Annotated in this window: 11 protein-coding genes; 5 read left to right on the forward strand and 6 right to left on the reverse strand. The window is 58.7% G+C overall.

Annotated elements, in window-relative coordinates; translation table 11 throughout:
* From ACVBEG_RS11735 to ACVBEG_RS11750, 4 genes are read left to right on the forward strand one after another with little or no spacing between them, the layout of a single operon-like run.
* The gene (locus ACVBEG_RS11735) at positions 1-1482 is read left to right on the forward strand and encodes a mannitol dehydrogenase family protein (RefSeq protein ID WP_330200781.1); all 1482 of its coding nucleotides are present in this window, start codon (positions 1-3) and stop codon (positions 1480-1482) included.
* Between the two features lie 7 nt (positions 1483-1489).
* On the forward strand, positions 1490-2971 hold the full coding sequence (gene xylB / locus ACVBEG_RS11740; protein ID WP_447107721.1) for a xylulokinase: 1482 nt from the start codon (positions 1490-1492) through the stop codon (positions 2969-2971).
* Positions 2972-2986: 15 nt separating this feature from the next.
* Positions 2987-3925, forward strand: coding sequence for a carbohydrate kinase family protein (locus tag ACVBEG_RS11745; protein WP_322179127.1), 939 nt, complete (start codon positions 2987-2989; stop codon positions 3923-3925).
* Positions 3922-4248 carry a chorismate mutase gene (locus ACVBEG_RS11750; RefSeq protein WP_322179126.1) on the forward strand — a complete coding sequence of 109 codons (327 nt, stop codon included), beginning with the start codon at positions 3922-3924 and terminating at the stop codon, positions 4246-4248. Before ACVBEG_RS11745 ends, ACVBEG_RS11750 begins: the two co-directional genes overlap by 4 nt.
* 92 nt (positions 4249-4340) lie before the next feature.
* Here the strand turns inward: ACVBEG_RS11750 and ACVBEG_RS11755 are convergent, their stop codons facing one another.
* Positions 4341-5045 (reverse strand): YebC/PmpR family DNA-binding transcriptional regulator, encoded by a 705-nt coding sequence (locus ACVBEG_RS11755; RefSeq protein ID WP_322179125.1) that lies wholly within the window; start codon positions 5043-5045, stop codon positions 4341-4343.
* A 299-nt stretch (positions 5046-5344) separates the two neighbouring features.
* Between ACVBEG_RS11755 and ACVBEG_RS11760 the strand changes: the two genes are divergently transcribed.
* Positions 5345-7513 carry a type VI secretion system Vgr family protein gene (locus ACVBEG_RS11760; protein WP_447107722.1) on the forward strand — a complete coding sequence of 723 codons (2169 nt, stop codon included), beginning with the start codon at positions 5345-5347 and terminating at the stop codon, positions 7511-7513.
* A 15-nt stretch (positions 7514-7528) separates the two neighbouring features.
* On the opposite strand, the gene ACVBEG_RS11765 is transcribed toward ACVBEG_RS11760, so the two are convergent.
* The 5 genes from ACVBEG_RS11765 to ACVBEG_RS11785 all read right to left on the reverse strand — a co-directional run bounded on the left by ACVBEG_RS11765 (position 7529) and on the right by ACVBEG_RS11785 (position 13192).
* Positions 7529-8302 (reverse strand): enoyl-CoA hydratase, encoded by a 774-nt coding sequence (locus ACVBEG_RS11765; protein ID WP_322179123.1) that lies wholly within the window; start codon positions 8300-8302, stop codon positions 7529-7531.
* A 90-nt stretch (positions 8303-8392) separates the two neighbouring features.
* Positions 8393-9520 (reverse strand): acyl-CoA dehydrogenase, encoded by a 1128-nt coding sequence (locus tag ACVBEG_RS11770; RefSeq protein WP_322179122.1) that lies wholly within the window; start codon positions 9518-9520, stop codon positions 8393-8395.
* Positions 9521-9541: 21 nt separating this feature from the next.
* A complete protein-coding gene (locus tag ACVBEG_RS11775) occupies positions 9542-10732 on the reverse strand; it encodes an acetyl-CoA C-acyltransferase (RefSeq protein WP_322179121.1) in 1191 nt (396 codons plus the stop codon).
* A gap of 14 nt (positions 10733-10746) precedes the next feature.
* The gene (locus ACVBEG_RS11780) at positions 10747-11514 is read right to left on the reverse strand and encodes an SDR family NAD(P)-dependent oxidoreductase (protein ID WP_322179120.1); all 768 of its coding nucleotides are present in this window, start codon (positions 11512-11514) and stop codon (positions 10747-10749) included.
* A gap of 13 nt (positions 11515-11527) precedes the next feature.
* Positions 11528-13192 (reverse strand): AMP-binding protein, encoded by a 1665-nt coding sequence (locus ACVBEG_RS11785; RefSeq protein WP_447107723.1) that lies wholly within the window; start codon positions 13190-13192, stop codon positions 11528-11530.
* Positions 13193-13247: the final 55 nt, after the last annotated feature.

The raw sequence follows: 13247 nt of genomic DNA on the forward strand, positions 1-13247 counted from the left end.
ATGAAACTGAACAAGCAGAACCTTTCACAGCTCCCCGCCACCGTCGCTCGCCCGCTCTACAGCCCGGCCGACACTCGCCAGGGGATCGCCCACATCGGTGTTGGTGGTTTTCACCGCGCACATCAGGCGTTCTACACCGACGCGCTGATGAACCTCGGCGAAGACCTCGACTGGAGTATCTGCGGGATTGGCCTGCGCCCGGAAGATCGCGCAGTACGTGACGCCCTAGCCGAGCAAGACTACCTCTACACGCTCTGTGAACTCGGCGATACCGACGACACTGAAACCCGCATTATCGGTTCCATCAGCAACATGTTACTGGCTGAAGATGGCGTGCAGGCGTTGATCGACAAGTTGGCCAGCCCTGAGATTCGGATCGTTTCACTGACGATCACCGAAGGTGGCTACTGCATCGACGACAGCAACGGCCAATTCATGGCGCACTTGCCGCAGATTCAACATGATCTTGCGTACCCGACTTCGCCGAAGACCGTGTTCGGCCTGCTCTGCGCGGCCCTGGCAACACGCCGCGCGAACGCCCTTCCAGCCTTCACCGTAATGTCTTGCGATAACCTGCCACATAACGGCAGCGTCGCACGCAAGGCGTTGCTGGCTTTCGCTGCCCTGCGCGATGCCGATCTGCACGACTGGATTGCCGCCAACGTCAGCTTCCCCAACGCAATGGTCGACCGCATCACCCCCATGACCACCACCGCTCAGCGACTCCAGTTGCACGATGAATACGGTGTCGATGATGCCTGGCCGGTGGTCTGCGAACCGTTTGTGCAATGGGTGCTGGAGGATAACTTCGTCAGCGGCCGCCCAGCCTGGGAAAAGGTCGGTGTGCAGTTCACCAACGACGTGACGCCCTACGAAGAGATGAAAATCAAGTTGCTCAACGGCAGTCATCTGGCACTGACCTATCTGGGCTTTTTGCAGGGCTATCGCTTCGTCCACGAGACCATGAACGATCCGCTGTACGTGCAATTCGTACGCGCCTACATGGACCTGGATGTCACGCCACAATTGGCTTCGGTGCCCGGGATCGACCTGGAAGGCTACAAGGACACCTTGATCGAGCGCTTCTCCAATCAGGCGATTGCCGATCAGTTGGCACGGGTTTGCTCCGACGGCTCATCGAAGTTTCCCAAGTTCACCGTGCCGACCATCAACCGCCTGATTCTTGATAAAGGCAACCTCGACCGTGCGTCTCTGGTGGTGGCGGCCTGGGCCATATACCTCAAGGGAGTGGATGAAGCCGGCAACACGTATCCCATCGTCGACCCCAGGACAGAATTCTGTCAGGCCTTGGTCGTCGACGATGTCTTGATCACTCAGCGTTTGCTCGAGGTTGTAGAAATCTTTGGCACAGCAATTCCACGGTCCGCCGAGTTCGTCGCCGCGTTCGAACATAACCTCAACAGCTTGCGTGAACTGGGCGTCCGCAAGACCCTGGAAAATCTGCTGGCCAAATCCGTCTGAGGTGAGCATGTTTCTCGGTATTGATTGCGGAACCCAAGGCACCAAGGCCATTGTGCTTGATGCAGTAAGCGGCAACGTGCTTGGCCAAGGCGCCGCGCCGCACCGTCTGATCAGTGCGGCCAATGGTCGGCGCGAGCAGGATGTGCAGCAATGGCTCGCGGCGTTCGAACAGGCCACCCGTGATGCGCTCGCGGAGGCCGGCATCAGCGGCTCACAGATCCAGGCAATCAGTGTTTCCGGGCAGCAACACGGCCTGGTTCTACTGGATCAACAGGGCGAAGTGTTACGCCCGGCCAAACTGTGGTGCGACACCGAATCCACCCCGGAAAACAATCGGCTACTGGACTATCTCGGCGGAGAAGCCGGCTCTCTCGCGCGCCTCGGTGTTGCCATTGCACCGGGTTACACGGTCTCAAAGCTGCTGTGGACCCTGGAGCACTATCCTGAGCTTTCCGTACGCATCGACAAGATATTGCTGCCCCACGACTACCTCAACTACTGGCTGACCGGACATTGTTGCAGCGAATTCGGCGACGCCTCCGGCACTGGTTATTTCAACGTGCGCACCCGTAGTTGGGACGTGGCGCTACTCGAACATATCGACCCCAGTGGCCGCTTGAGCCGTGCCTTGCCTCAGCTGATCGACGCGCAGCAAGCCGTGGGCACGATTCGTCCGCAAATCGCCCAACTACTCGGGCTAAACCCAGACGCTATTGTCGCCAGTGGTGGTGGCGATAACATGATGGGCGCCATCGGCACCGGCAATATCCAACCCGGCTCGATCACCATGAGTCTGGGCTCCTCGGGCACTGTCTACGCCTATGCGGACCAGCCACAGGTCAGCGACCAAGCCTCGGTGGCGACCTTCTGTTCTTCCTCCGGTGGTTGGTTGCCATTGATTTGCACCATGAACCTGACCAATGCCACCAGCGCCATTCGCGAACTGTTTTCCTTGGACATCGACAGCTTCAACCGCGCGATAGCCCAGGCGCCGATCGGTGCCGAAGGGGTGCTGATGCTGCCCTTCCTCAATGGCGAACGTGTACCCGCCCTGCCCCATGCCACCGGCAGTATTCTGGGGCTCAACAGCACCAACCTGAGCCAGGCCAACCTGTGCCGTGCAGTGGTCGAAGGCACCACCTTTGGTTTGCGCTACGGCCTGGACCTGCTGCGCGCCAATGGCATCAAGAGTGAGACGGTCCGCTTGATCGGCGGCGGCGCTAAAAGCGCGATCTGGAGGCAAATCGTCGCGGATGTCATGGACACCCCGGTTATCTGCACCGAACACAGTGAAGCCGCAGCACTCGGCGCGGCCATTCAGGCAGCATGGTGCTGGTCCGCAGAAAACGGACAAAGTCAGAGCTTGCAGGCATTGTGTCAGCGCTGCGTGGGCCTCGACGCGAGCAGCGAAACCCGACCAATCCCCGAGAATGTCATTGCTTATCAGCAGGTCTACGACCGCTATCGTCATTATTTACGGGCACTTTAAGGCCGTGGAGCATCTATGTTTTTAGTCTGTGGCGAAGCGCTGTTCGATTTTTTCAGCCAGCCAGACAACAACGGGCAAAGCAACAAAGTGGGCTTTCAGGCCATTGCCGGTGGCTCGCCATTCAACGTCGCGGTGGGCCTGCGCCGCCTGGGCGTTGATACGGCTTTTTTTGCAGGGATTTCCACCGATTATCTGGGCCGTCGGCTACGCACAGTACTCGACGAGGAAGGTGTGCAACCCGACTATCTGATCGACTTCGACGCCCCCACCACCTTGGCGATGGTTGCCGTGGGCGCCGACGGCTCGCCGCACTACAGCTTTCGCGGTGAAGGGTGCGCGGACCGGCAATTGCAAGTTCAGCACCTACCAGCGCTGGATGAGCGCGTGCGCGGTATTCACATCGGTTCGTTCTCGCTGGTGGTGCAACCCATTGCCGACACGCTGTTGGCGCTGATCGAACGTGAAAGCAACCAGCGTCTGATCACACTTGACCCCAACGTGCGCCTCAATCCTGAACCCGATATCGAGCGCTGGCGAGAACAGATCAGCGCCTTTGCCGAGCATGCCCACATCATCAAGGTCAGCGATGAAGACCTGAACCTGCTTTACCCGGATCGCGACCCACACAGCATTGCCCAGAGCTGGTTGATCAAACGTTGCCAACTGGTCTTCCTCACCCGAGGCAGCAAAGGCGCCAGCGTCTTCACTCGCCAGCATGGAAACTGGTCGGTACCCGCCCATGAAGTCGTCACTGCCGATACCGTGGGCGCAGGCGACACGTTCCAGGCCGCACTGATCACCTTTCTCAGCGAACGGCAACTTGATAGCCCAAGCGGACTGGAACAGCTGTCCAGAGCGCTTATCGACGCAATGCTCAACTTCGCCGTCGCTGCGGCGGCGCTGACCTGCACCAAGGTCGGCCCGGATTTACCTTATCGAGATCAATTAACATGAATGAGCAAGCCCCCAGCGGGATTGTCGACTGCGAAAGCATCGATCAGGTACGCGAAAACATTGATCAGATTGATCGCGACATCGTCGCGCTTTTGGCCAAGCGCGGGACCTATGTAGAACAGGCGGCCCATTTCAAGAAAACCACCGATGACGTAAAAGCCCCGCAAAGGGTCGAGCAGGTCATCGCCAAGGTGGTTTCGCTATCCGTGGAGCTGGGCGCCAACCCGGCAGTGACCGAGCAAGTTTACAGGGCGATGATTAGCGCGTTTATCCATCAGGAACTGATAGCACACGCGGTGATTCAGGAGCCGACCTCGCGCTAAGCTCGGGCGGAGGACACAGACAAGCTTGCTCACCGCTGTGCCGGGAGCAGGCTTGCCTGAAGAGAGTGTCTCAGGCAAACCGATTCAACGGGTTAGCCTGCCAACCCTACATACACATTCTGCACATCGTCATGGCCATCGATGGCTTCAAGAAACGCTTCGACTTCCGCCATTTGCTCGTCGCTCAGGCCATCAACGGTGCTTTTTGGGCGATAACCCAACTGTGCGGACTGCACGACAAAGCCGAACTCAGGCAGCGCCTTGCAAACGGCATCCAGATCGGTCAGCTCGGTGAGGAACAGGGTGGCGCCGTCTTCTCCGGGTTCGAAATCCTGAGCACCTGCCTCGATGGCCGCTAACTCGGCATCCGCATCCGGCGTGGCAGGAACAGCCTCGATCAGGCCCTGATGATTGAAGTCCCAGGAAACAGAACCGGCGGCCCCCAGTTGCCCTTTACGGAACAACACACGGATTTCCGAGACCGTACGGTTGATGTTGTCCGTCAGGCACTCGATGATCACCGGGACATGGTGCGGCGCAAAACCTTCGTAGGTCAGACGCTCGAACGTCACGCCTTCACCCAGCAAGCCAGCACCTTTTTTGATAGCGCGCTCGAGGGTTTCGCGAGGCATCGAGGCCTTTTTCGCCTGCTCGACAACCAGTCGCAGGCGCGGGTTCATGTCAGGATCAGCGCCAGCACGCGCAGCGATCATGATTTCCTTGGACAGCTTGCCAAAAATCCGCCCTTTAGCGTTGGATGCTGCTTCTTTATGCTTGACCTTCCACTGTGCGCCCATGCTTGTTCTCTTGATCCGTGACTGTTTACTGCCCCTCTCTGTCAGCAGGCAGCTGACAGCTGAGGCGGCATAACGCTGAAAAATGAAGGGTATTTTATACGCGATAACGCCAGATGAAACCCCCGCAATCGAGTCATTGATCGAACGAGCTTGATCCTGGACAGGAAAACACGGGCTTGCACCTGTAAGACCGATACTTGAGTTGTAGTCCTTTTCCGAAAAGTGGCTTAACGATGACTTTCGTTGCCGGCATTCCGTACCCTCTGCACCCTTGATGCTTTAAGACCGAGGATGCGCGGATGAGCCGAGACAATAGAACCCTGACGACCCTAACCATCGCCCATTGCGAGCTGGCGCTACAGGTCATCAGTTTCAAGGGCCACGAAGCCTTGAATGAACCCTATCGCTTCGACATTGACCTGATCAGCCCAAACCCGCACCTGGACTTCGGCCCACTGCTCTCACGCAGCGCCTATCTGTCCTTCGACGCACTGAACAATAGCGTCGACAACAAAGGTATTCATGGGCTGATCGCTGGCGCCAGCCTACTCTATGCGGGTACCAGTTTGAGCCATTACCGCGTTCATCTGGCGCCCAGGATGCACGTGCTGCTGCAGCGCAGTCATCGGCGAATTTTTCAGGCATTGAGCGCGCCGCAGATCATCGTTCAACTCCTTGAAGAACATGGCATAGACAGTGACAGCTATCGCTTCGAGCACATGATAGGCCTGTATCCGCCACGGTCGATATGTGTTCAATACGACGAAAACGACCTGCATCTGCTGCAACGCTTGTGCGAAGAGGAAGGCATCCACTACCGCTTCGAACACCGCCATAGCGACCACGTGCTGATTTTTTCCGATGATCCGGGCAGCTTTCCCGAACAGCCAACGCCGATCCGGTTCCATATGAACGACGGCCGCGCTGCGTGCCCGGCGACGATAAGCCATATGGCCAAACGTTTTTCCATTCCACCCAGCTACAGCAGCCAGGGCCCTGCCCCCATCGATCAACCCTTAATAATGCCGGGAGACAACATCAGTTTTGCGCCAGCCAGTGACCCTGCCGTCAATCAGCCTTGCGAGTCCTTTCGCCGTGTCGATCAATCGACCCCTGAAGACGCCCGAATAAGGCAACTGAGCGAGCGCACACTGGAGCGCTTGCGTTGCGAAAGACGCCTGGTACACGGTCAAAGTAATCAACCCACGCTGGTCAGTGGCCAGATTCAGCAGGTGTTTGCTCACCCCGACAACCTGTTCAATGATCAGTGGCTACTGACTGAAGTCCACCATGCGGGCAAACAACTGCAGCTGCTGAACGGCTTCGACCCGCTCGATATCGCTGCGATATTCGATCATGACCCGGCCTCTGACAGGAAATGGTGGGAAGCCACGGATCATCCTCCCGGGGTTATGCCGGGTGCCGGGATCGCGCCCTTCAGTCAAGGCTATCGCAACCACTTTCGGGCTATCCCCTGGACCCAGACTTTTCGGCCGCAGCTCAAACACTGCAAACCGCATGTTCCTGGTGGGCAGACGGTCACGTTGGTCGGCGTTGATGAGCACCCTGTTCAGCGCGATGAACACGGCCAGATTCAGGTCAGGTTTCACTGGCATGCCGACATCAGATGTTGGGTGCCACTGGCCAGTCACGGCAAACCGAATGACAGCAACTTGTCTGAATTAACCGGGGGTTCGCACATGCAGGTGCGTTATTTCGACAACGACCCGGATCGGCCAGTAATCTGCGGCCACCCGGCAGAAGCCACCGATACGCAGGTGCAACCAACGCGGATCCGAGTTGACGGTCACCCTCTGGAACCGGTGTCAGAACGCATTCATTTAAGTGCTGGCCAGACACTGCACGCTGATGCCGGCCATACGCTGATGCTTGACACCCATCAAACCCGAATTGTGCTGCAACGTGAGAGTATCCAGGTGACAGGCCCACAAAGCCTCTCCAGGGGTTCGGATCAAGCCCTTGAACGGTTTCAGGACGCGCCGATCCCGGGCACCGCTGTGTGTCGCGAAGACCGGTCGCCCTACGGACAACCTTCACTGCCTGGCCTCGACCTGCGCCTGACCGAGGAGCCAGGCCTGCTTGGGCAACCCTTGGCACATCGAATCTGGTACATCGTGCGCATGGACGCTCCCAGCCTGAAGAATCTGGCGCGCCTGGCGCCGCAGCATTTTCTATTCGACGGCAAGACCGATCACCGAGGGTTTCTAGGCCTGGACCAGGAACAACTTCAGCAGTTGGCTGTGGAGTACAGAAAAACCCCACAACGGCTGTGCCTGGTGCACCCCGGCTCCTGCCAGTTGCTGTCGCAGTACTTCCAGCAGAACTGGACATCGCAGCAGCTTCTAGCTTTCAGCAGCCCAAAAGCCACCGCGGAGCCTGCGCCACCCTCGCCAGCATCTGCAGCCGCCGACTTGAGTGCCCTGTTCCAATGGTTGAGCCGGCCTTAGCCGCACAGAGGACGATTAACGCCCCTCGAACAGAGGCTCACGTTTTTCGATGAATGCCGCCATGCCTTCTTTCTGATCCTGTGTAGCGAAGGCCGCATGGAATACCCGGCGCTCGAAACGGATGCCTTCAGACAGACTGACTTCAAAGGCACGGTTGACGCTTTCCTTGACCATCATCGCAACAGGCAAGGATTTGGCGGCGATTTCAGCGGCCACTTTCAGCGCTTCGTCCAGCAGGTCATCGACCGGCAATACTCGCGCTACCAGCCCCGAGCGCTCGGCTTCCACGGCATCGATCAGACGCCCGCTGAGGCACATTTCCATTGCCTTGGCCTTGCCCACGGCGCGCGTCAGACGTTGAGTACCGCCCATGCCCGGCAGAACGCCCAGCTTAATCTCCGGCTGGCCGAATTTCGCATTATCGCCCGCCAAAATGAAATCGCACATCAGCGCCAGCTCACAGCCGCCGCCTAACGCAAAACCAGCTACGGCCGCGATCATCGGTTTACGTCGACTGGCGACACGGTCGCTGTCCGAAAACAGGTCATCCAGGTAAATCTGCGGGTAGGTCAGCTCAACCATTTCCTTGATATCAGCGCCAGCGGCGAAGGCTTTTTTCGAGCCTGTCAGCACAATACAGCCGATATCGCGATTGGCGTCCAACACGTCCAGCGCCTGGTTCAATTCACTGACCAACTGCGCATTAAGGGCGTTCAACGCCTGCGGACGGTTCAGGGTGATCAATCCGACGCGACCTCGGATTTCCATTAAAATAGTTTCATAACCCATTGATATCTATCCTTAATTTTATAAATGAAAGGAAATGTCACATTACACAAAACACATCAACATTCGAATGCAACTACCTGAAAAATAACACTAAAGACTTCTAGAGATAACCATTCTCTGAATGTCACTGGTGCCTTCATAAATCTGACAGACACGGACGTCGCGGTAAATACGTTCTAGCGGGAAATCACTGAGGTAACCATAGCCACCCAGTGTTTGCAGCGCGCTGGAGCACACTTTTTCGGCCATTTCCGAGGCGAACAACTTGGCCATGGAGGCTTCAACCAGCGCCGGTTTGCCACTGTCACGCAGGGCTGCTGCGTAATGCACCATTTGCCGTGCAACGGCGATTGAAGTCGCCATGTCAGCCAGCCGGAACGCCACGGCCTGGTGTTCGATCAGTGACTTGCCAAAACTTTCACGCTCCTTGGCGTAATCACGCGCGACTTCAAATGCGGCACGAGCCATGCCAACCGATTGCGATGCGATGCCGACGCGCCCGCCCTCAAGGTTCGCCAGCGCGATTTTGTAGCCTTCACCTTCTTCGCCCAGACGCTGTTCGACCGGGACCTTAACGTCTTCAAACAGAATCTGGCAGGTGTCAGAGGCGTGCTGACCGAGCTTGTCCTCGACCCTCGCGACCTTATAACCGGGCGAGTCGGTCGGCACGATAAAGGCGCTGATCCCACGTTTCCCCGCACTGGGGTCGGTCACGGCGAACACGATCACCACCCCCGCGTTTTGCCCGGAGGTGATGAACTGCTTGCAGCCGTTGAGCACGTAATGATCGCCTTCACGCCGGGCGCGGGTGCGCAGGCTGCTGGCGTCGGAACCGGCCTGAGGCTCAGTCAGGGCAAAGGCTCCGAGCATGGCACCGCTGGCCAAAGGCCGAAGAAAGCGCTCTTTCTGCTGATCGTTACCGAATTTGAGAATCGGCACGCAGCCCACCGAATTGTGCACGCTCATGATGGTCGAGCAGGCGCCATCGCCGGCCGCGATCTCTTCCAGAGCCATGGCATAAGCCAGATAGCCCGTATCGCAGCCACCCCATTGTTCGGGCACCAGCATGCCGAAGAAACCCAGCTCAGCCATCTCGCCGATGGCCTGGCGCGGAAACGAATGCTCGCGATCCCATTGCGCGGCGAACGGCCTGAGGCGCTCCTGGGCGAACTGACGGGCCGCGTCGCTGATCTGCTGTTGTTCTTCTGTGGGTAGCATGACTTTTCCTCGTTAACCGTCTCAGTACAGGCATTCGACCGCAATGGCTGTCGCTTCACCGCCGCCGATACACACGGCGGCTACGCCACGGTGCAGGCCTTTTTGGCGCAGGGCCGACAGCAGCGTCACCAGAATCCGCGCCCCCGAGGCGCCAATTGGATGACCCAGGGCGCAGGCGCCACCATGGACGTTCACTTTGCTGTGGGGCAGTTCCAGCGTGCTCATGGTCACCAGCGCGACCACCGCGAACGCTTCATTGACTTCGAACAGGTCCACTTCGTCCAGCGACCAACCGGTCTTGCCCATCAGTTTTTTGATCGCGCCCACTGGCGCAGTCGGGAACAACCCAGGCTCGTCAGCGAAAGCTGCATGGCCACGGATCACCGCCAGCGGCTTGAGCCCACGTGCCAGTGCTTCTGATTGACGCATCAGCATCAGCGCCGCAGCACCGTCGGAGATCGAGCTGGAGTTGGCCGCCGTCACCGTGCCGCCTTCGCGGAATGCCGGTTTCAAGGTAGGGATCTTGTCCAGACGGGCCTTGGGCGGTTGCTCATCGTCGCTGATCAGCCGTTGCTCCTTACCCACCGTGACCTGCACCGGGACGATTTCGGCTGCAAAACTGCCGCTGCTGATCGCGTGTTGCGCCCGTTTCAGGGAATTAATGGCAAAGTCGTCCTGCGCTTCGCGGCTAAAACCATTGGTTTCGGCGCAGTCCTCGGCGAAGGTGCCCATTAGCCGGCCCTTGTCGTAGGCATCTTCGAGGCCATCAAGGAACATATGGTCGATCACCCGGCCATGACCCATGCGATAACCGCTACGCGCCCGGTCCAGCAGATACGGTGAGTTGGACATGCTTTCCATACCGCCAGCGACCACGACTTTCGCGCTGCCGGCGAGCAGCAGGTCATGGGCCAGAATCGTCGCCTGCATGCCCGAACCGCACATTTTGTTCAGCGTGGTGCACACCGTCGACGTGCTCAGCCCGGCGCCCAATGCCGCTTGCCGGGCAGGCGCCTGCCCCAGCCCTGCCGAGAGCACACAGCCGAACAGCACTTCTTCCACATCCTGCGGCGCAACAGCGGCGCGTTCGACAGCGGCACGAATGGCTGCAGCGCCCAATTGTGGCGCGGTCAGGCTTTTAAATTCGCCCTGGAAGGCACCCATTGGGGTGCGCACGGCACTGACGATTACAATCGGATCTTGAATGGTCATTACTAACTCCTCAGCTACTTGGCTGCCATACGCAAGGCACCGTCGAGACGGATCACCTCGCCATTGAGCATGCTGTTTTCAATAATATGCCGAACCAGCGCAGCGAACTCTTCGGGCTTGCCCAGACGCGGTGGAAACGGCACACCCGCCGCCAGCGAATCACGCACTTGCGGAGTCATGCCAGCCATCATCGGTGTTTCGAAAATACCGGGGGCGATGGTCATCACGCGGATACCGAAACGCGCCAGTTCGCGGGCGGCAGGCAAGGTCAGGCTGACGATGGCGCCTTTGGACGCCGCATAAGCGGCCTGGCCGATCTGCCCGTCGTAGGCGGCCGCCGACGCAGTATTGATGATGACCCCGCGTTCGCCACCCTCGCCCGCCTCAGTCTCAGCGATGGCCGCCGCCGCCAAGCGCAGCAGATTAAAGCTGCCGATCAAGTTGACGCCGATCACCCGACTGAAACTGTCCAGCCCATGCGGGCCATTCTTGCCGAGGATTTTTTCAGCGCCGACCACGCCGGCGCAATTGACCAGCCCGTGCAGCCCACCAAAGGCTTCCACCGCCGCATGAACGGCCGCTTGTGCAGGGGCTTCCTGGCTGACATCGGCGACTGACCAACGCGCCTGTGCGCCAAGCTTTTCAGCCTGAGCAGCAACGGCCTCTGCATTCATGTCCACCAACATAACCTTCGCACCCGCCGCGACCAGCATCTGCGCGGTGGCTGCACCGAGGCCAGAGGCGCCGCCACTGACCAGAAACACCTTGTCTTGGATCTGCATAAAATTCCTTGAATCACGCGGTATGAGGGGCGGCTTGATCAGCCTGGGCTTTGGCGATTTCCTGATTGCGCAAAATAAAGCGCTGGAGCTTGCCACTCGGGGTTTTAGGCAGCTCGCTGACGAACTCGATTTCCCGTGGATAGGCATGCGCGGCCAGACGCTGGCGTACATACAGGCGAAGCTCTTCGGCCAATTGCGGATCGGCGCGGTAGTGCTGAGTCAGCACAACAAAGGCTTTCACCAGTTCGGTACGCTCCGGATCCGGCTTGCCGATGACCGCCGCCTCCATCACGGCTGGATGCTCAATCAGCGCGCTTTCAACATCGAAAGGTCCCACCCGGTAGCCGGAAGTCGTGATCACATCATCACTGCGGCCGACGAAGCTGATGCTGCCATCATCGTTCAACTCTACGGTGTCGCCGCTCAAGTAGTACTTGCCAACAAAAGCGCTGGTTTTCATGCCCTTGTAACCGTCGAACCAGCACAGCGGCGATTGCTCGCGATCCACAGCGAGAATCCCCGGTTGCCCGGCGGGCAGCTCTTCAGCGTCTTCGCCCAACACCACAATCCGATGCCCCGGCACCGCAAAGCCTGCCGAGCCCATTCTTACCGGGTGTTCCAGGCCGTGATGGTTGCACAGCACCATGCCCAGCTCGGTCTGCCCGTAATGGTCATGAATGGTGACGTCGAGGTTTTCGGCAAACCAGCGGATCACTTCAGGATTGAGCGGTTCCCCGGCGCTGCTCACCACGCGCAATTGGCCCTTGATCGGTTTAGCGAACTCGGCACCGGCGCTGATCAACAGACGAAACGCAGTGGGTGAACCCGCGAGGTTGGTAATCCCGTATTTACGGATGATCTGGCAGGTGCTTTGGACCGTGAACGGACCATCATAGAAGGTCGTCGGATGACCCAACGCCAACGGACCGATGACTGCGTAATAGAGGCCATAAGCCCAGCCTGGGTCGGCCACGTTCCAGAATGCATCTTCCGGGCGCAGGTCGATGGCATCGCGCATGTACCCCTGAAACGCAACAATTGCCCGCAAGGGTACCGCCAGCGGTTTCGCCGGGCCGGTAGTGCCAGAGGTGCACATCAGCAGGAATGGTGCATCCGCGGGCAGAATCACCGGCTCGCACGCCGCAGGATGGCACTCCACTTCGGCCCAGAAACTGAAATCACCCCGTACGATGCCCTCCCCCTTGGCGCCACCCACGGTGACGATCAACGGGCAATTCGGCACGTCCGTCAGTTTGTGACGGTTATCGCCGTCAGTGACCACCAGCGCCGCGCCCGAGCAGTGCAGGCGATGTTCGATGGCTTTGGGACCAAAGGCCGTGAACATCGGCTGATACACGGCACCGACCCGCCAGGTGCCCAACACCACGATCAGCAACTCGACCGTGCGCGGCAATAAGCCGGCGACGGTATCGCCAGGCTTTACGCCCTGGCCCTTGAGGAAGTTGGCGAAACGCCCGGCTTTTTCCTGTAATTCCATGAAGGTATACATCGCGCTGGCACCCTGGCGACCTTCCCAGAACAACGCGATGCGCCCAGGCAAGGCATGACGATCACAGCACTCAACGCAGGCATTGAGCCCCGTCAACTCGCCCTGGAGCGTGGCATTGCAGGTAGTTTGATAATCAAATGTGTTGGCAGCGTGTGTGTATTCGCGCATTTCATCCTCGGTCTTTTATTCTTGGAACCGTAAGAAAAGTCGCAAGAATAATCAC

This window comes from Pseudomonas sp. GG8, assembly GCF_052976945.1.

Coding starts and splice junctions, on each gene's coding strand:
- ACVBEG_RS11735 (WP_330200781.1), top strand. CDS start 1: ATGAAACTGAACAAGCAGAACCTTTCACAGCTCCCCGCCACCGTCGCT.
- xylB (WP_447107721.1), top strand. CDS start 1,490: ATGTTTCTCGGTATTGATTGCGGAACCCAAGGCACCAAGGCCATTGTG.
- ACVBEG_RS11745 (WP_322179127.1), top strand. CDS start 2,987: ATGTTTTTAGTCTGTGGCGAAGCGCTGTTCGATTTTTTCAGCCAGCCA.
- ACVBEG_RS11750 (WP_322179126.1), top strand. CDS start 3,922: ATGAATGAGCAAGCCCCCAGCGGGATTGTCGACTGCGAAAGCATCGAT.
- ACVBEG_RS11755 (WP_322179125.1), bottom strand. CDS start 5,045: ATGGGCGCACAGTGGAAGGTCAAGCATAAAGAAGCAGCATCCAACGCT.
- ACVBEG_RS11760 (WP_447107722.1), top strand. CDS start 5,345: ATGAGCCGAGACAATAGAACCCTGACGACCCTAACCATCGCCCATTGC.
- ACVBEG_RS11765 (WP_322179123.1), bottom strand. CDS start 8,302: ATGGGTTATGAAACTATTTTAATGGAAATCCGAGGTCGCGTCGGATTG.
- ACVBEG_RS11770 (WP_322179122.1), bottom strand. CDS start 9,520: ATGCTACCCACAGAAGAACAACAGCAGATCAGCGACGCGGCCCGTCAG.
- ACVBEG_RS11775 (WP_322179121.1), bottom strand. CDS start 10,732: ATGACCATTCAAGATCCGATTGTAATCGTCAGTGCCGTGCGCACCCCA.
- ACVBEG_RS11780 (WP_322179120.1), bottom strand. CDS start 11,514: ATGCAGATCCAAGACAAGGTGTTTCTGGTCAGTGGCGGCGCCTCTGGC.
- ACVBEG_RS11785 (WP_447107723.1), bottom strand. CDS start 13,192: ATGCGCGAATACACACACGCTGCCAACACATTTGATTATCAAACTACC.